The 18,874-nt window shown below is 55.9% G+C and carries 16 protein-coding genes; 4 read left to right on the forward strand and 12 right to left on the reverse strand.

The window, feature by feature from the left end; all coding sequences use genetic code 11:
• The first annotated feature begins 86 nt into the window (after window positions 1-86).
• The gene (locus ABIE02_RS12355) at window positions 87-971 is read left to right on the forward strand and encodes a LysR family transcriptional regulator (RefSeq protein WP_059308941.1); all 885 of its coding nucleotides are present in this window, start codon (window positions 87-89) and stop codon (window positions 969-971) included.
• Window positions 972-1,065: 94 nt separating this feature from the next.
• Here the strand turns inward: ABIE02_RS12355 and ABIE02_RS12360 are convergent, their stop codons facing one another.
• The 4 genes from ABIE02_RS12360 to soxR all read right to left on the reverse strand — a co-directional run bounded on the left by ABIE02_RS12360 (window position 1,066) and on the right by soxR (window position 5,926).
• The gene (locus ABIE02_RS12360) at window positions 1,066-2,712 is read right to left on the reverse strand and encodes a Na+/H+ antiporter (protein ID WP_032616015.1); all 1,647 of its coding nucleotides are present in this window, start codon (window positions 2,710-2,712) and stop codon (window positions 1,066-1,068) included.
• Window positions 2,713-2,863: 151 nt separating this feature from the next.
• Window positions 2,864-4,213: a guanine/hypoxanthine transporter GhxP gene (gene ghxP / locus ABIE02_RS12365; protein WP_032616060.1), complete on the reverse strand. Its 1,350-nt coding sequence runs from the start codon at window positions 4,211-4,213 to the stop codon at window positions 2,864-2,866.
• A 309-nt stretch (window positions 4,214-4,522) separates the two neighbouring features.
• Window positions 4,523-5,194 (reverse strand): glutathione S-transferase family protein, encoded by a 672-nt coding sequence (locus ABIE02_RS12370; RefSeq protein ID WP_336995168.1) that lies wholly within the window; start codon window positions 5,192-5,194, stop codon window positions 4,523-4,525.
• Window positions 5,195-5,467: 273 nt separating this feature from the next.
• A complete protein-coding gene (gene soxR, locus ABIE02_RS12375; protein WP_032616010.1) occupies window positions 5,468-5,926 on the reverse strand; it encodes a redox-sensitive transcriptional activator SoxR in 459 nt (152 codons plus the stop codon).
• A 98-nt stretch (window positions 5,927-6,024) separates the two neighbouring features.
• On the opposite strand from soxR, the gene soxS reads away from it, so the two are divergent.
• Window positions 6,025-6,351: a superoxide response transcriptional regulator SoxS gene (gene soxS, locus ABIE02_RS12380; protein WP_039031951.1), complete on the forward strand. Its 327-nt coding sequence runs from the start codon at window positions 6,025-6,027 to the stop codon at window positions 6,349-6,351.
• Here the strand turns inward: soxS and ABIE02_RS12385 are convergent.
• Complete coding sequence (locus ABIE02_RS12385; protein ID WP_059308943.1) at window positions 6,348-7,934, reverse strand: EAL domain-containing protein; 1,587 nt, start codon at window positions 7,932-7,934, stop codon at window positions 6,348-6,350. The two genes, soxS and ABIE02_RS12385, sit on opposite strands and share 4 nt — an antisense overlap.
• A 338-nt stretch (window positions 7,935-8,272) precedes the next feature.
• On the reverse strand, window positions 8,273-9,601 hold the full coding sequence (locus tag ABIE02_RS12390; RefSeq protein WP_230431116.1) for a GGDEF domain-containing protein: 1,329 nt from the start codon (window positions 9,599-9,601) through the stop codon (window positions 8,273-8,275).
• A gap of 610 nt (window positions 9,602-10,211) precedes the next feature.
• Here ABIE02_RS12390 and ABIE02_RS12395 point away from each other — a divergent pair.
• Complete coding sequence (locus ABIE02_RS12395) at window positions 10,212-10,493, forward strand: YjcB family protein (protein WP_032616001.1); 282 nt, start codon at window positions 10,212-10,214, stop codon at window positions 10,491-10,493.
• A gap of 97 nt (window positions 10,494-10,590) precedes the next feature.
• Here ABIE02_RS12395 and ssb1 read toward each other — a convergent pair whose 3' ends face one another.
• On the reverse strand, window positions 10,591-11,121 hold the full coding sequence (gene ssb1, locus ABIE02_RS12400) for a single-stranded DNA-binding protein SSB1 (RefSeq protein ID WP_032615999.1): 531 nt from the start codon (window positions 11,119-11,121) through the stop codon (window positions 10,591-10,593).
• A 250-nt stretch (window positions 11,122-11,371) separates the two neighbouring features.
• Here ssb1 and uvrA point away from each other — a divergent pair, with 250 nt between their 5' ends.
• Entirely contained in the window at window positions 11,372-14,197 is a 2,826-nt protein-coding gene (gene uvrA / locus ABIE02_RS12405) for an excinuclease ABC subunit UvrA (protein ID WP_117386864.1), read from the forward strand.
• Here the strand turns inward: uvrA and ABIE02_RS12410 are convergent, their stop codons facing one another.
• From ABIE02_RS12410 to alr, 5 genes are all read right to left on the reverse strand, one after another.
• Window positions 14,198-14,551 (reverse strand): MmcQ/YjbR family DNA-binding protein, encoded by a 354-nt coding sequence (locus ABIE02_RS12410; RefSeq protein WP_032615995.1) that lies wholly within the window; start codon window positions 14,549-14,551, stop codon window positions 14,198-14,200.
• Between the two features lie 2 nt (window positions 14,552-14,553).
• Window positions 14,554-14,970: a secondary thiamine-phosphate synthase enzyme YjbQ gene (locus ABIE02_RS12415; protein WP_032615993.1), complete on the reverse strand. Its 417-nt coding sequence runs from the start codon at window positions 14,968-14,970 to the stop codon at window positions 14,554-14,556.
• 111 nt (window positions 14,971-15,081) lie between these two features.
• Window positions 15,082-15,795: an acid phosphatase AphA gene (gene aphA, locus ABIE02_RS12420; protein WP_336995169.1), complete on the reverse strand. Its 714-nt coding sequence runs from the start codon at window positions 15,793-15,795 to the stop codon at window positions 15,082-15,084.
• Window positions 15,796-15,990: 195 nt separating this feature from the next.
• Window positions 15,991-17,184, reverse strand: coding sequence for an aromatic amino acid transaminase (gene tyrB, locus ABIE02_RS12425; RefSeq protein WP_336995170.1), 1,194 nt, complete (start codon window positions 17,182-17,184; stop codon window positions 15,991-15,993).
• A 506-nt stretch (window positions 17,185-17,690) separates the two neighbouring features.
• Window positions 17,691-18,770: an alanine racemase gene (gene alr, locus ABIE02_RS12430; protein ID WP_059308947.1), complete on the reverse strand. Its 1,080-nt coding sequence runs from the start codon at window positions 18,768-18,770 to the stop codon at window positions 17,691-17,693.
• Window positions 18,771-18,874 lie beyond the last annotated feature (104 nt).

Genomic DNA, 18,874 nt, shown 5'->3' on the forward strand with positions numbered 1-18,874 from the left:
AATGAGACGGAGCGCCAGTATAGTCAGCGCCCGTAATTGACTGAAATGAATTAAAATCATCAAAGGTATAGTTTCGAGGAATAGTCATGGACATACGCACGCTGCGTTACTTTGTCGAAGTGGTACGCCAGCAGAGTTTCACCCGCGCTGCGGAGAAGCTTTTTGTCACCCAACCCACCATCAGCAAAATGCTGAAAAACCTCGAAGATGAACTGAACTGTACCCTGCTGATCCGCGACGGGCGCAAGCTGCTGTTAACCGACACCGGTCGGGTGGTGTTTGAACGCGGTCTGGCGATCCTCGCAGAGTTTCGCCAGCTGGAGGCGGAGCTTGGCGACATCAACCACCTTAACAAAGGCATATTACGCCTCGGTATTCCGCCGATGGTGGGGATGATGATGGCCGGGCCTATCGGCCTGTTTCGCCAGCGCTATCCCGGCGTAGAGCTGAAAATTTCTGAATTTGGTGGCTTAACCGTCCAGCAGGCGGTGATCAACGGCGAGCTGGATCTGGCGATGACCGCCCTGCCCGTGGAGGAGGACAGCGGTCTGACGGCACTGCCGCTGTTCAGCCACCCGCTGTGCGTGCTGGTGCCGCGCTCCGGCAACTGGTTGACCCTCGATACCATTAATCCTGAACTGCTGGCCGAGCACCCGCTGCTGATCTACAACGAAGATTTTGCCCTCAGCCGCCAGCTGATGCAGTTGTTCAGCCAGCACGGTGTTAAGCCGCGCATCGCGGTGCGCAGTGGACAGTGGGACTTTCTGGCTGCGATGGTACAGGCGGGGGTTGGGATCGCGATTTTGCCGCAGCCCATCTGTGAGCGGCTGGATAAAAACACGTTGCGCTGGATCCCGCTGCAGAGCGACCTGCACTGGCAGTTGGGGATGATCTGGCGGGAGGGAGTGTATCTGTCGCACAGCGCCCAGGCCTGGCTGAAATGCTGCGAAGGGTTTTGGGTGCCGGGGTAAACGCAAAACGGTAACCGCCAGGTTACCGTTTTTAGTGTTTGCACCCTCTCCCTGTGGGAGAGGGCCGGGGTGAAGGCATCAGACCGCACTCACCCTACTGCTTCTCTATCAACAACGCTTCCATCAAATCGAGATCGTGCAGTAGTTTTTGCAGCGTCTCGTTGCTGATCTCCCGGGTGGCACGCAGGTGGTACAGCTCTGCGCGTTCCGAGCGCAGCGCTGCCAGGCGGAAGCGGCGTTCAAGGTTCTCTTCCATCAGCGAGCTTTCCACGTCGTTGCGGCCATCCGCACGGCGGCGCAGGTTACCAATCACCCGCGAGCTCACCTCTTTCAGCAGCTGGGTATCGATGTTCTCTTCGGTATCGGCGGCCAGACGCTCCTCCATCTTCTGAATGGTGACAATCGCCACTTCAGCCGTTGCTGCCCGGGCGATACGCGCCTCTTTATGCTGCTGAACGTGGTCGCCCACCTCCATATGTTGCAGCAGGATTGGCAGCATCACCACGCCAACAAACAGGGAGAACAGAATCACCCCTGCCGCCAGGAACACCAGCTCGTAGCGCGCCGGGAAGACATCGCCAGTCGGCAGCAGCAGCGGAATGGAAAGCACACCGGCGAGGGTGATGGCCCCACGCACCCCGGCGAAGGTGGAGATCAGCAGCTCACGCGTGGTCCAGGAACCAAACTCCATCGGTTTGTTTTTCAGGAAACGCACGCTGAATCTTTTCATCGTCCACAGCCAACCGAAACGTACCAGCATCAGCGCGGCGTAAATCAGCACGATGTCGGTAAACAGCATCCAGGTTTCAACATTCGGGTCGGCCTCGGCCGCCACCAGCGAGGACTCGAGGATCCCCGGCAGCTGCAGGCCCAACAGCAGGAACACCATGCCGTTGAAGACAAACTCCAGCATTGCCCAGGTGCTGTTGGCGCGCAGGCGCATCGCCAGCGGCGCGCGGCGCATGACACCGGAGCGGGTGATGGTCATCCCGGCCGCCACCGCCGCCAGGATGCCGGAGAAGCCAATGTGTTCCGCAATCAGATAAGAGGCGAACGGCAGCAGGAACAGCAGTAAGATTTGCGTGGCAGGTTCGTCGCCGCCCCAGCGGCTAAGGAAGCGCAGCGAACGGCCATACAGCCAGCTCACCACAAAACCGGCCAGAATGCCGCCAATCGCCACTTTCAAGAATTCAACGGATGCCCCGCCGATGGTGAAGATCATGGTGCCCATCGCCACGGCGACGGCAAACTTCAGCGCCACCAGGCCGGAGGCGTCGTTCATCAGGGCTTCGCCCTGCAAAATGCCCATGATTTTCTTCGGAATGCGTCCTTCACCAACGATCCCGGACAGCGCCACGGCATCGGTGGGCGACAGCACCGCCGCCAGCGCAAAGGCCGGTATCAGCGGGATCCCCGGCACCACCCAGTAGATGAGAAAACCAATCCCCACCACGGTGACCACCACCAGCGCCAGCGCCAGCCCCAGGATCTCGCGCCCATGCTCAAGAAATTCCCGCGTCGGGGTTTTCCAGCCGTCGGCAAACAGCAGAGGCGGGATAAACAGCACCAGAAACAGTTCAGGATCAAACTCGACATGCAATCCGAACGTCGGCCATGCCAGCAGAGCACCGATGGCGATCTGCATCAGCGGCAGCGGTAACTGGAAGGGCAGTACGCGGGTAACTACCCCGGAGAGGGAGACCAAAAGGGTCATGATGAGTATTGTGAAGAAGATTTCCATGCGTTCCCTGTTTGCGAGGTTTTGGTACGTTTACATCACTGGCATCTTGCCACAGTGTATCTCCCTCAGAGTAACGCATAAGGCAACAAGATGTGTTCCGAAAATAAAAACGGGCGGCCTTAGCCACCCGTCTGTTTGCGCAGTTGACAGCTTAGATAGCCCAGCCGCCCGCGTAGAACGCCACCAGCGCCACGGCAATCACCACCGTACCGATGTTCAGCTTACGCCATTCACCGGAGACGATACGCCCGATCACCAGTGATGCGAAGCCGATCATGATGCCGGTAACGATGTTACAGGTCAGCACGATGAACACCGCGGTGATAAGCCCGGCCATCGCGTCAACGAAGTCGGCAAAATCAATTTTCGCCACGTTGCTCAGCATCAGCAGGCCAACGTACATCAGCGCAGGGGCAGTTGCGTACGCCGGAACCAGATAGGACAGCGGGGCAAGGAACAGGATCAACAGGAACAGCACGCCGATGGTGATCGCCGTCAGACCGGTTTTACCGCCTGCCGCCGTACCCGCCGCCGATTCGATATATACCGCTGCTGGCGCAGCACCCACCAGACCGGAGAAGACGCTGCTCAGGGAGTCGGTGGTCAGCGCTTTGCCGCCATCGATGATCTGACCGTCTTTATCCAGCAGGTTCGCCTGGCCCGCTACCGCGCGGATGGTGCCGGTGGCGTCGAAGACCGCGGTCATCACCAGCGCCAGCACGCTTGGCAGGACAACCGGGTTCAGCGCGCCCATGATATCCAGGCTGCCAATCAGCGAGTTGCCGTTTTCATCGCTCAGGGATGGCATGGCAAATACACCGGAGAAGTGTACCGCGGGATCGAAAATCAGCCCCACCACAGAGACGCCAATGATAGTGAGCAGGATGCCGCCCGGCACTTTCAGTTTTTCCAGACCAATGATCACCGCCAGGCCAATCAGCGACATGATCACCGGGAAGCTGGCGAAATCACCCAGCGCAACCGGCAGACCGTCCAGCGGGTTCTTGATCACCAGGCCAACGCCGTTGGCGGCAATCAGCAGCAGGAACAGGCCGATACCAATGCCGGTGCCGTGCGCAACGCCCTGCGGCAGGTTACGTAGGATCCAGCTGCGGATACCGGTGGCAGAGATGATGGTAAACAGCACACCCATCAGGAACACGGCGCCCAGCGCAACCGGGACGCTGATCTGCTGGCCCAGCACCAGGCTGAACGCGGTGAAGGCGGTCAGTGAGATGGCGCAGCCAATTGCCAGCGGCAGGTTGGCCCACAGACCCATCACGATGGAGCCGACACCGGCAACCAGACAGGTGGCGACAAAGACCGCCGCCGGTGGGAAACCGGCTTTGCCCAGCATGCCCGGCACCACGATCACCGAGTAGACCATGGCCAGGAAGGTCGTCAGACCGGCAACGATCTCCTGACGCACGGTGCTGCCGCGGGCAGAAATTTTGAACATGGCGTCGAGTGAACCGCCGGTACGCGCAGATGGCGTAGACATAGAAAACATCCCCTGAAAATTATAATCGTCGTCGGTCAGCGTGATGGACACTCCACGACCAGCGAAACGTCATATCCCTGTGCTGCGTTTATGACAAAGAGGGGCGTCATAAAAAAAGCAAACGTTTAGCTTCACGCTGACAAAACGGGTGTTGAATTAAAGGCAAACGATTATCCGTCCTGAACACGGGCATTTTCAACTTAACTTTGCCGTTTTTCGCTTATTTTCCTGCGGGGCGGTGAAGAAATAACCAGAGTATGCGCAAACGTTATCGTGAATGCGCAATTTGATAACATTTTCAGGGTTCGTTCAGGATTTGCCAGGGATTTCGAACGGACCGCCCTGCTGGATCGCCCGCTGCCAGGCCGGACGCATTTCGACGTTTTTCATCCATGTTTGCAGATAAGGGAGATCCGCGATGCCGCCACGCTCCAGCAGGGCAAACACCGGAAAACTCATCTGCACGTCCGCCATGCTGAGGTTATCCCCGGCAAACCAGCGGTGATCCTTCAGCCAGGACTCCAGAAAACGGGCGTGGGTTTCCAGCTGACGGTTGAGATACGCCTTTTGCACCCCCTGCCCCAGCACTTTGCCCAGCGAGCGCAGGCCAAACGGGATCGGCGGTTTACCGAGGCTGGAGAAAACTAGCTTCATCAGCAGCAACGGCATCAGGGAACCTTCCGCGTAGTGAAGCCAGAAGCGGTAGTGCAGTTTCATCTCGCGATCCTGCGGCTTGAGCTGCGATGTAGGATCGTAGGTCTCCTGCAAATATTCGAGGATCGCCCCCGATTCCGCCAGAATCAGGCCGTTATCCTCCAGCACCGGGGATTTACCCAGCGGGTGAACTTTTCGCAATGCGGCGGGCGCCATCATCGTCTTATCACGCTGATAACGTTCAATCTTATACGGCAGAGAAAGCTCTTCCAGCGCCCACAGCACACGCTGGGATCGGGACTGGTTGAGGTGGTGGACCTTAATCATGGACATCTCCAGTTGGGCTTACCCACTAACTATAGAAAATTGCACAACCTGGCGAAAAAATTTCGCCTATTTTGTGCGCTGTGGAACTGGCAAACCCGGCCTCCCGGCCTAGACTTAAATTGTCAGCACAAACCGGAACCTCCAAACCATGCTCGACTGAGGGGTGTTGATGTCGGGGGAAACCCTCCTGTGAACCAGCGGGATAGAGAGAAAGACAAAGACCGGAAATAAACTAAAGCGCCTGTATGGCGCTTTAGTTTTTTATGCGTCGGGCTAATCTTCTTCCAGCAACCGCGCGCCGGTGCCCTGCTCGCCCAGCTTATCGCCAGGGTTACGCAGCGGGCAGTCGCTGCGCGACAGGCATCCGCAGCCAATACAGCCGTCAAGATCGTCGCGCAGCGCCTCCAGGGTATGAATGCGCCGATCCAGCTCATCGCGCCACTGTGACGAGAGTGCTTTCCACTCCTTCGTACTCAGCGTATGCCCCTCCGGCAGGATGCCGAACGCCTCGCCAATGGTGGCCAGCGGGATCCCGATGCGTTGGGCAATCTTGATGATCGCCACATAGCGCAGCACATCGCGGGTATAACGGCGCTGGTTGCCCGTGTTGCGGATACTCTTAATTAACCCTTTGCTTTCATAGAAATGCAGAGCCGACACCGCCACGCCGCTACGCCTTGCCACCTCGCCCGGCGTCAGCAGCGATTTAATCCGCGGTAATTTCTTTTCCATAAAACCTCTTTACCTCAAGTTAACTTGAGGAATTATACTCGCCCGCAGACAAAACGACGAATTAACCGATACAGGTGTAACCAGAAAGAGGCTGCTCTATGTCGCATCAACAAATTATTCAGACACTTATTGAATGGATGGATGACCATATCGATCAACCCTTGAGTATTGATGTGGTGGCTAAAAAGTCGGGTTACTCGAAGTGGTACTTACAGAGAATGTTCCGCGCCGTCATGCACCAGACGCTGGGCGAGTACATTCGGCAACGCAGATTATTGTTGGCGGCTCAGGCGTTACGCACCACCCAGCGCCCTATTTTTGATATCGCCATGGATCTGGGCTATGTCTCCCAGCAGACCTTTTCCCGCGTATTCCGCCGCGAGTTTGATCGTACTCCCAGCGACTATCGTCATCAGCTGAATTAGTGGCTGTGGGCGAGTGATGCCGCGACAGGCTGTTGCTGCCAGGTCATGAAATCCTGCGGCGACATCGCCTTCGCGAAGTGCCAGCCCTGACAATACTGCACGCCGCGCTTGTTTAACCAGGTGACCTGCTCCGGTGTTTCCACCCCTTCGGCGATGGTTTTTAAGCGCAGGCTTTGAGCCATTTCGATGATGTGCTCGACAATCAGGTGGCTGGTGCTGTTGGTCGTCAGAGTATCGATAAAAGATTTATCGATTTTCAGGATATCGACGTTCAGCGAATAGAGGTTGTGCAGGTTGGAATAGCCGGTACCAAAATCATCGATCGCCACTTCATAACCCGCCTGACGAAACGCCTGAATTACCGGCGTCGTTTTCGGCACGTCGATAAACCCACGCTCGGTCACTTCAATTTTGATTTGCTGCGCCCGGACATTGTAGTGGCGGGCTTTATCGGTGATCATCGCAATCAGGCGTGAAGAGTGGAAGTCCGTGGCCGACAGGTTAATCGAGATATAGATATGCGGATTGCAGGCGAGAAACGGACCCAGATCGCTGAAGACTTCTTCCACTACATAGTCGGTAATGCGCTCGCTCATGCCCTCTTCTTCTGCCAGTGGAATAAATTCTACCGGACTCATTACCGGGCCGTTAAAACCCGGCCAGCGCAATAACGCTTCAGCCCCGACACAGACATTGGTTTTGATATCGATAATGGGCTGGTAGTGCAGGCAAAGCTGTCTTTTATTTAATGCCCGATGCAATAAGCGCCCCGGAGAATTAAATTCGCGTCGTGTTCTCGACCACATTAATAAAATAATAATGCTGCTGATCATCCCCAGCGGCAGAGTTAATGTCGCCTGGTGATAAAGGACTTCATAAAAACGTTGGTTAGTCGTTGAGACAATGGCGGCAATCGGGCGCTTGTCCGAGCGAACAATCGTATAAAAACGGCCTTCATTCTGGAATATAAGATCGTCATTGCTAATCTGGGTTTTCAATTCACTCTGATTAGCCTGTTCACTGGCGGAGAAAAAGGTATTAGTGACCGTATCAAATACTCCCCACGCCAGGGATCGGTCTGAAGACATTACTTCGCTATACGTCAGGGGGTTAACCACCACCACATAATGACCTAACTGCATATAGGTCATTTTATATCCCTCATAAAACGGGGTGTCGCGGTAATAATAGATAGAGACGTCAGGCTTGCGTTGGTAATTGGCGGCGGAAATGGTATACGGATTCTCGGGGGTGCTCGTCGTTGAGCAAAGGAATTCACGGCCTTGCGCATACACCAGGTCAGCAATGTAGAGTCGCCCCCGGACGATATTCAACATATTTTGTCGGTGTGCCGGCGTGCAAATATCGCCCGAATACTGTTCGGCAGCATGACGAGCCAGCTCAACCTGCTGAATGACCAGTTCAGTTTTGTCTAAAGCGAGTTTTGCAAAGGAACGAAGTTGGCTGCTTGTTTCGTTAATCGCGCGTTGCTGGGCAAACCATAGCGCAAGCATCACAGGTAGCAAAACTACCATGATAACCCCGACTATCCTCAGCACCTTGTCCCGTGCGTTACGATTCATTTCCGCCCTATATCCCTGCTTTTTATGTGCCTGTAATCATGAAGGCCGGATGCTTTGCTAAACAGGTGATTACGTTGCATGAATCATGCGAAGTTAGCAACTGACTTTTAACACCAATAACCTAATATTTGGTTATGCCGATAATATTTGTCCGTAAGCCAAACTGAAAGTATTCGTTTCCTGGTTATTAAGTAAAATAATTACCGGTGTCGAAAGCCAGGCTCCCGGATAACTCAACAGAATGTCGTCGATTAACTCAAACTACCTACAGCATGTAAAAAGCGCAACTTCATCATGAGATTTTGTGCTATTTATCCCATGATAATGATTAAAGTGATTTATAAATAATCAACCGCGACGATTGTTTTTCCTCTTCCCGCGCGTTTGGCATCGTAAAGTGCCTTATCTGCGCTAATGAGTAGCGAGGAGGTATCGTGCGGTTCGCCGCTCACCTCCACGACCCCCGCGCTAAAGGAAAGGGTCAGCATTCGGGTGCCTACGTTAAGCGGCGTCACGGTCAGCGCCTGGCGGAGACGGGTGGAAAGCTGCACCGCCGTGTCGCTGCGGGTCTTAGGCAACAGCAGTAAAAATTCTTCTCCACCCACCCGGCCCAGCGCTGCATCTGGGGGGATCAGCGCCCGCAGGCAGTCGCAGAAGTGCACCAGCGCGGCATCTCCCACCAGGTGGCCCCACTGGTCATTAATCTGTTTGAAGAAATCCAGGTCAAACATCAGGACTGAGAAGTAGCTGTCGCCCTCCTGTCGCTGGCTGGCTTCAAGGGCAACGGCAATTTGCTGCAGGATGGCAAAACGATTTAAGCAGCCCGTCAGATCGTCGGTCATGGCCTTCATTTCCAGAAGCCGCTCCGCGTTTTTACGGGCGGTAATATCAAGCCCGATATTGAGTATTGAGCCGTCCGGCAGGGAAATGTTCGACCACAGGATCGTCAGCTGCATCCCGTCCCGGCGCACAGGGTGCCATTCGTACATGTCGTTAAGCGGGGTGATGTTGACCGACTCATGCACCCGGCGACGCATCTCCGGGTCAGGATAAAACTGCGCCAGCGGATCGGGATGGGCGTTGATCTCCGCCATCGTCCAGCCAAACACCTTTTCGCATTCGGCATTCCACAACACGCAGCGGCTATTTCTGTCGAACGAGTTCATCAGCACCGGCGCCCGTTCAAACAGTGTTTTGTACTGGGCGATCATCCGCTGCATCTCTTTTGCCGTGCGCTCTCGGGCGACAAGCCCGGTGACAACATCCTTCAGCTTTTCCACCAGGATAATCACCACCTCTTTCAGCACAGTGAGGGGGCTTTGCGGCTGCGTAAACCCAAGGAAGAAGTAGCCGTGCTGATGCGGGGCCATTTTACACAGCACCCCGCACTGTAATTGGTGGTGTCCCGGATGGCCGGGAGGGAATATCAGCGTGCCGGTATTCTCTTTCCAGCCGATTGTCTGCCATGAACGCTGATGACGTTGCAATAACAGGCTGGCAAGAAAAGCATTAATTTCCAGCGGATGGCAGGTTAACTCACCGGCACTGACCAGCTGCGGCTGGCCCGTCTCATCCTGCATCATTACCCAGCTGAGCTGGGCGCCAAAGGTATAATTTATCGTCTCCAGCAAAGACGTTAAGGTGGCATGGGAGGATAGTTTTGGCATTAATTTAGCTAATGCATGCAAGGCCCGGGTACTGTCATTAATATTTTCTCGATTTACTTGCTTCATTGTTTATTCGCAGCTCATTAACGAGACAGAAATACCGCAACGAATTAATCAGGAATGAAATGACATTCAGTCAGATACATGAATCCGAGAATCTTCCAGAGACGCGTGTGTAAAATTAAAGGAAAAAAGAATAAACAGAAAAAAAGCTCAAGCCTGATTTATTTATTACGAACATATTAAGCAACCGGAAGAAGCATAATCCATACCTCTGAGGCTGTAAATATTGTACATCGGCCTTCGCTCTGTACATGTTTTCTTATCCTGATGAATTATCAGCAAAGTTATCATAAATACAGCGCATGGCAGACTAAATATATATTTCAAGTAGTTATAACCATGCTGACAGCATGGTTTAAAAATCGCTATTTTTATGCATTTGCCCAGTGGCGAATAAAAGAACAAATGTGATATAGTTCACACATCTTATGTAACAAGAAACATTGTTTCATTGTTGTGAGTCTGAGCCTGCCGATAGCCAGTTTGCCACAGTGTGTGGGCAACGTCGCGCTTTACCCGGCGGCGGTTATCTTTGAGGATCGTTTTTATGGCAGCTATTACCACTGGCGTTGTGTTTGCACGCTGGGAGTTGTTGAGCGCGGTGCTGATGTTTCTGGCCAGCACGCTGAACATTCAGTTTCGTAAATCGGATTACGCCGTTCTGGCGGTGATCAGCACCTGTCTGGGTCTGGCGGCGGCATGCTGGTTTGCCACCGGCCTGCTGGGTATCACCCTGCTGGATGTGGCGGCGATCTGGAATAACGTTAAAGCGGTAATGGTCGAGGCGATGAGCCATACGCCACCAGACTGGCCAATGATGTACACCTGATGCCTGTGGGCGAGACATTCTGAAAAGAAAAACTGTAAACAAAAAACCCAGACCGCGGTCTGGGTTTTTTGTTGTTGCGAAACGCAGGTTCTGATTATCAGAACGGGATATCGTCGTCGAAATCCATTGGCGGTTCGTTAGACTGCGCTGGTGCAGACGGCTGCTGCTGCGGGCGAGACTGCGCGCCGCCGCTGAACTGGTTGCCGCCCTGAGGCTGCTGAGGCTGACCCCAACCGCCCTGCTGCTGCTGGCCGCCACCTGCTGGTGCGCCACCGCCCTGACGGCCACCCAGCATCTGCATGGTGCCGCCGACGTTTACCACCACTTCAGTGGTGTATTTTTCTGCGCCGGACTGATCGGTCCATTTACGGGTACGCAGCTGGCCTTCGATATAGACCTGGGAGCCTTTACGCAGATATTCACCGGCCACTTCGGCCAGTTTGCCAAACAGCACAACGCGGTGCCATTCGGTCTGCTCTTTCATCTCGCCGGTCGCTTTATCACGCCAGGATTCGGAAGTAGCCAGCGTAATGTTGGCCACTGCACCACCACTCGGCATATAGCGTACTTCCGGGTCCTGGCCCAGATTACCGACGAGAATCACCTTGTTTACGCCTCTGCTGGCCATGATCGTGTCTCCTGAAAACTTGTCTGAAAAGAGTGTAGCGCGCGAGTGTACCATTTCCACGTGGTCTTTCGATAGTTTCGAAGCATCTTCCAGAGTTCTCACGAAGGATACATTGTTGCACAAGTCACCAGAATTTGCATTCCAATACTGTATATCCAGCCAGGTCAATTTGTGTCATAATTAATCGTTTCTGCCGGTTGTCCTTCAAACAAACCAGGCATTCCGTGTATCTACCTACCGGGAAAGGTGAATGGATAAGATAGAAGTTCGGGGCGCCCGCACCCACAATCTCAAGAATATCAACCTCGTCATCCCTCGCGACAAACTGATCGTCGTGACCGGGCTTTCAGGCTCAGGCAAATCTTCACTGGCTTTCGACACCCTGTATGCCGAAGGGCAGCGTCGTTACGTCGAATCGCTCTCTGCTTATGCGCGCCAGTTCCTGTCGCTGATGGAAAAACCGGACGTCGACCATATCGAAGGGTTATCGCCGGCCATCTCTATTGAGCAGAAGTCGACCTCCCATAACCCGCGCTCCACCGTCGGGACCATCACCGAAATCCATGACTACCTGCGTCTGCTGTATGCCCGCGTGGGCGAGCCGCGCTGCCCGGATCACGATGTTCCGCTGGCGGCCCAGACCGTCAGCCAGATGGTGGATAACGTGCTGGCGCAGCCGGAAGGCAAACGCCTGATGCTGCTGGCGCCAATCATTAAAGAGCGTAAAGGCGAGCACACCAAAACGCTGGAAAACCTGGCAAGCCAGGGCTATATCCGCGCCCGTATTGACGGGGAAGTGTGCGATCTTTCCGATCCGCCGAAGCTGGAGCTGCAAAAGAAACACACCATTGAAGTGGTCATCGATCGCTTTAAGGTGCGTGACGATCTGACTCAGCGCCTGGCGGAGTCGTTCGAAACCGCGCTGGATCTCTCCGGCGGTACGGCCGTGGTTGCCGATATGGACGACCCGAAAGCAGACGAAATGCTCTTCTCGGCCAACTTTGCCTGCCCGGTGTGCGGTTACAGCATGCGCGAGCTGGAACCGCGTCTGTTCTCGTTCAACAACCCGGCGGGGGCGTGCCCGACCTGCGATGGTCTGGGCGTGCAGCAGTATTTCGATCCTGACCGGGTGATCCAGAACCCGGAGCTGTCGCTGGCAGGCGGCGCGATCCGCGGCTGGGATAAGCGTAACTTCTACTACTTCCAGATGCTGAAGTCGCTGGCGGAACACTACAAATTTGACGTCGAAGCGCCGTGGGGCAGCCTCAGCCCAACCGTGCACAAGGTGATCCTGTTCGGTTCCGCGAAAGAGAACATCGAGTTCAAATACATGAACGATCGCGGCGATACCTCGGTACGCCGTCATCCGTTCGAAGGCGTGCTGCACAACATGGAGCGCCGTTACAAAGAGACGGAATCCAGCGCGGTACGTGAAGAGCTGGCGAAGTTCATCAGCAACCGCTCCTGCGCGACCTGTGACGGCACCCGTCTGCGTCGCGAAGCGCGCCACGTGTATGTTGAAAACACGCCGCTGCCGACCATCTCGGACATGAGCATCGGCCACGCGATGGACTTCTTCACCAACCTGAAGCTCTCCGGCCAGCGTGCGCAAATCGCCGAGAAAGTGCTGAAAGAGATCGGCGATCGCCTCAAGTTCCTGGTCAACGTCGGCCTGAACTACCTGACCCTCTCCCGCTCGGCAGAGACCCTGTCCGGCGGCGAAGCGCAGCGTATCCGTCTGGCGAGCCAGATTGGTGCGGGCTTAGTCGGGGTGATGTACGTGCTGGATGAGCCGTCTATCGGCCTGCACCAGCGCGACAACGAACGCCTGCTCGGCACGCTGATCCACCTGCGTAACCTCGGTAACACGGTGATTGTGGTTGAGCATGACGAAGATGCCATTCGTGCGGCCGACCACGTGATCGACATCGGCCCGGGGGCTGGCGTCCACGGTGGTCAGGTTGTGGCAGAAGGGCCGCTGGACGCTATTATGGCGGTACCGGAATCCCTGACCGGCCAGTACATGAGCGGCAAGCGCAAGATTGAAGTGCCGAAAAAGCGCGTACCTGCGAACCCGGAAAAAGTGCTGAAGCTCACCGGGGCGCGTGGCAACAACCTGAAAGACGTCACGCTGACCCTGCCGGTTGGCCTGTTCACCTGTATTACGGGTGTGTCAGGTTCCGGTAAATCGACGCTGATCAACGATACCCTGTTCCCGATTGCTCAGACGCAGTTGAACGGTGCGACCCTGGCTGAGCCAGCGCCGTATCGCGACGTTACCGGTCTGGAGCATTTCGACAAGGTGATCGATATCGATCAAAGCCCGATTGGTCGTACTCCGCGTTCTAACCCGGCGACCTATACCGGTGTCTTTACGCCGGTACGTGAACTCTTTGCCGGCGTGCCGGAATCGCGTTCGCGCGGCTATACGCCAGGTCGTTTCAGCTTTAACGTGCGCGGTGGTCGCTGCGAAGCCTGTCAGGGCGATGGGGTGATCAAAGTCGAAATGCACTTCCTGCCGGATATCTACGTGCCGTGCGACCAGTGCAAAGGCAAGCGCTATAACCGCGAAACGCTGGAAATTAAGTACAAAGGCAAGACCATCCACGAAGTGCTGGATATGACCATTGAAGAAGCACGTGAGTTCTTTGATGCCGTTCCGGCGCTGGCGCGTAAGCTCCAGACCCTGATGGATGTCGGTCTGACCTACATTCGTCTGGGCCAGTCGGCGACCACGCTGTCAGGCGGTGAAGCGCAGCGCGTGAAGCTGGCGCGTGAGCTTTCCAAGCGCGGCACCGGTCAGACGCTGTACATTCTGGATGAGCCAACCACCGGTCTGCACTTTGCCGATATCCAGCAATTACTCGACGTGCTGCACCAGCTGCGCGATCAGGGCAACACCATCGTGGTGATTGAGCACAACCTGGACGTGATTAAAACCGCGGACTGGATTGTCGATCTCGGCCCGGAAGGCGGCAGCGGCGGCGGCGAAATCCTGGTTTCCGGCACCCCGGAAACCGTCGCGGAATGCGAAGCCTCACACACGGCCCGCTTCCTTAAGCCTCTTCTGAAGTAGTTACACCGAAAGCTGCTGCCGGGTCATCTCCGGCAGCAGTTCCACCGCCTGTTTGTAAGAGGCATCCACCAGGTAGTAAATCTGCGAATCCGGTATCGACCCATCCAGGTAGACCGTGCTCCAGTGGGCTTTATTCAGGTGCTGGCTGGGACGCACATCGGTATGCTGCTGACGCAGCAGCTCCGCCAGTTCCGGGCTGGTTTTTAACGAGGCCGCCGGACGCCCCTCCACATCTTTCACCATCGCAAACAGCACGTCTGCGACTTTAATCTGGGTTGCCTTCCAGTCACTGTGCACGCTTTGCTCCGCACCCGGCTTATTCATGCAGTACTGAAGTATCTCCGAAATTGTCATCATTATTCCCCTTGTAGCGTAGCGATAATTTTGCGCGAACCGCCATGGATACGATGTTCTCCCAGCCAGATCCCCTGCCAGGTACCCAACTGCACGCGGCCATGATTCACCGGCAGCAGCAAAGAGACGCCCAGCATGGAGGATTTAATATGGGAAGGCATGTCGTCTGGCCCCTCATCATCATGTTCCCAGCGGGCACCGTCGGGAACGGATTTGAGAAAATGCTGCTCCATATCGGAACGGACGGTGGGATCGCAATTCTCGTTGAGCGTGAGAGAGGCTGACGTGTGTTGCAGCAAAAGATGCAGTAAACCGACGTTGATGCGGGAAAGATCGCGGATCTGTCCAAGGACCTCGTCCGTCACCAGGTGAAAACCACGAGACCTGGCGCGCAGGGTCAGGGTTTGCTGATACCACATGTGCTGCTCCGTGTTACAGGATAATCCTTCTAAGTGTGCAGCAATACGACGAAAGGTAAAACCCGTTGCGGGTAAATCTGCTTAAAAAAGCGACTTTTCCGCCCCGGGCACTCAGTATTCTGAATTGACGATCACCTCTTCGCCAAACGCCCCTGCCTGCGGCAGAGGTTTGTACGTCGAGTTGGAGGCGCGCAGCACCCGAATGCCTCTGGCGCCTGCCTCGCGGGCCGCGGTGATGTCGCTATCGGCGTCGCCGTAGTAAATCTTGATCTGTTTCTGCTCCATCCACGACGCTTTGTTGTTTGTGCCCGATGTGTCACCGGCAAAAATGACCGGGTTCATGGCCGCGGCGGGGATCAGAAAGGCGTCCTGCAAGGTTTTGGTGACGGTTTCGGTTCGAGTAGGATGACGCCCGGTAATAAACCAGATCCTGTCGCCACGCTTAACGTGCATGGCAATCAGCGAGCGGGCCACCTCTTTCGGAATGCTGAACTCATCCCAGCCGTTGTTCATCTGCTGCCAGAAGGCCGGATTTTTCAGGTAATCCTCGCTCTGCGGTGACCAGGTCTTTTTACCCCGCCAGAAGCCCGGGCTGGAGAACAGGACGGTGTCATCAATATCAAATCCCACCGACATGGGCGGACGTCCCATCAGGCTGTTTTCTATCTGGGTAACAGACACCCAATGGATCGGCTCCTGTTCGGCCAGTCTGGCGGCGTTGGTACCGGTATATAACGGTGGGGGTGATGAGGGGCGCGCGACTACCGGGTGACTAAGCGAGAGTAATAAGCAGGCAGCGCTGAAAGCCAGTGTGATCTTGCGCATATTATCCCCTGAATATTCAAACCGTTATTGTTTATTTTTGAGCGGTTGGTCAAAAACCACATCGAAAATAACCGCAGCGGGAGGGGAATGAAAGGAAATTCTTCATTAAAGGCGTAATAAAAGGAGGGATATCACAGCGCGGGGTTTCCTGATTGCGGCCCCCTTCGTCAACGCAAGGAGGCCGCGAGTAAGTACTTACATTACAGCGGCAAAGGCCTGCGCCACGCGCTGAACGTTGCTGCTGTTCAGGCCTGCCACGCACATACGTCCGCTGGCAATCAGGTAGACGCCAAACTCATCGCGCAGGCGATCCACCTGCTGCACGCTGAAGCCGGTGTAGCTGAACATGCCGCGCTGCTGCAGCAGGTAGTCGAAGTTGTGCCCCGGCACCGCCTCTTTCAGCACATCGACCAGCGTCTGGCGCATGGAAAGGATACGGGTACGCATCGCTTCCACTTCCGCCAGCCACTCGGCTTTGAGTGCGTCGTCGCCCAGTACGGTCGCCACGACCTGCGCACCAAAGTTTGGCGGGCTGGAGTAGATACGACGCACGGTGGCTTTCAACTGGCCAAGCACGCGCCCGGCAGCGTCCTGGTCTTCGCAGACCACGGAAAGGCCACCCACACGCTCGCCATACAGGGAGAAGATTTTGGAGAAGGAGTTGCTGACCAGTGCCGGCAGGCCAGCGCTGGCGATGGCGCGAATGGCATAGGCGTCCTCTTCCATCCCGGCACCAAAGCCCTGATAGGCAATGTCGAGGAACGGGATCAGGTTGCGCGCTTTCAGCACCTCAATTACGGCATCCCACTGATCGTTGGTCAGATCGGCACCGGTCGGGTTATGGCAGCATGGATGCAGCAGCACGATGCTGCGTTCCGGCAGAGTGCTCAGTTTTTCCAGTAACGCACCAACACGCACCCCATTGCTCTGATCGTCAAACCACGGGTAGGTGTTCACCGTGAAGCCCGCGCCTTCAAAGATGGCGACGTGGTTTTCCCAGGTCGGGTCGCTCACCCAGACACCAGATTCCGGGAAATATTTGTGCAGGAAGTCTGCGCCAACCTTCAGCGCGCCTGAGCCGCCCAGGGTCTGGATGGTGGCGACACGCTTTTCCACCAGAACCGGATGGTCTGCGCCAAACAGCAGCGGGGCAATGGTGTGACGATAGCTGTTCAGCCCTTCCATCGGCAGATAGAGCGAGGCGCCGTGCGGCGTGGCGTTCAGACGTTCTTCGGCTTTGGCCACCGCCTGCAGCTGCGGAATAATGCCGGCTTCGTTGTAATAAAGACCGATGCTGAGGTTAACTTTATCGCCGCGCGGATCTTCTTTAAAACGCTCCATTAAGGAGAGGATGGGGTCGCCAGCATAGGCGTCAACTTTCTGGAACACGCGATGGTTCTCCGGGTAATAATGAGGCAGGGAATTCAACAATAAACCGGAAGCGGCAGAAGATCGAGAGGATGTTAAGGAAGATGAGGTGTGGGCGACAGAACCTGCGGGCGGCCTGTTTCCCCTCACCCTGGCTCTAAAAGGCCGAGGGCTCCCCAGTATTTTATTGCCCTTAAAGCCATGTCGGCGTTCTAAGGGGATAAATAACTTACAGCGACTCCCTGGTCCGGCTGAAAATCGTCGAAGCGTTTCCGGAAGGCCGGGGCGAGGCGCAGAGATGCGCCGGGAGGGCATAGCCTGCAGGGATGCAGGCTGGTGCCCGACCCGAAAGCCTGAAGGAATAAGCTGAGTGCACCGTGACGCGGCTGGCAGAGAAGTGCAGAACCTAAGGTGAACGGAACAATCACCTCAGTCGCATGCTCCCCCTCACCCCAGCCCTCTCCCTAAGGGAGAGAGAGCAGTCCGTGCGGGTTTCTCACTCATACAGAATTGAGGGAAAGTCGATATCAGTCGAGGTAGTGCATTGCCACCCGCGACGTCAGTCGGGTGATAAGTTCGTAAGCACTCACTTTTGTAATTTCTGCAATGCGCTCCACGGGTAAACCTTCCCCCCACAGGATCACTGGATCGCCCGCCTTCTCCTGCGCCTCTGGCCCGAGGTCAACGCAGATCATGTCCATCGCGACACGGCCGACAATAGGCACTTCGCGGCCATTGACCAGCACTGGCGTACCGGATGGGGCCGCGCGCGGGTAACCGTCGCCATAGCCCATCGCCACCACGCCCAGACGGGTGTCGCGCTCGCTGACCCAGGTGCCGCCGTAGCCCACCGGTTCACCGGCTTTGTGCTCGCGCACCGCAATCAGGCTGGAAGTGAGTGACATCACCGGCTGAAAACCGAAGTCCGGCCCCCAGGGCTTGCCCTCCAGCGGTGAAACGCCATACAGAATAATGCCCGGACGCGCCCAGTCGAAGTGGGACTGCGGCCACAGCAAAATACCGCCGGAGGCCGCTATCGAGCGTAAGCCCGGCTTGCCTTCGCAGAAGGTATTGAAGATATCGAGCTGCTGTTCGGTCGCGCCACATTCCGGCTCATCGGCGCGAGCAAAATGGCTGACGATATTGACCGGCTGACGAACGTTCTGGCACTGGCTTAAACGCTGATAAAAAGCCTCAGCTTGCTCCGGGCGTACGCCGAGGCGGTGCATGCCGGTGTCGAGCTTCATCCACACGGTGACCGGCTCACTGAGTACCGCGTTCTCCAGCGCCTCGAGCTGCTCTCTGTTGTGCACGGCGGTATGCAGCTGTTTTTCGGCGATGGTTGGCAGATCGGCGGCATTAAAGAAGCCTTCGAGCAGCAGTATCGGCTGGGTGATCCCCCCTTCGCGCAGGCGTAGGGCTTCTTCGAGACGGGCGACGCCAAAGGCGTCTGCATCAGGGAGCGTTCGCGCGGTCTCGATCAGACCGTGTCCGTAAGCGTTCGCTTTCACGACTGCAACCAGTTTGCTGGCGGGAGCCAGTTCACGCAGGCGTTGCAGGTTGTGTCGCAGAGCGCGGCGGTTAATGACTACAGTTGCCGCTTGCATTTGAATTCCTTAATAAAAAGACTCTCCGGAATCATTCACGATGCAGAACAAAAACGCTATCGCGTGTTTGAACAGCGCCTGCGCAGGCCCCAAAGGAGCGAGGA

This window comes from Leclercia sp. 1548, assembly GCF_050435045.1.
GTDB classification, from domain to species: domain Bacteria; phylum Pseudomonadota; class Gammaproteobacteria; order Enterobacterales; family Enterobacteriaceae; genus Enterobacter; species Enterobacter adecarboxylatus.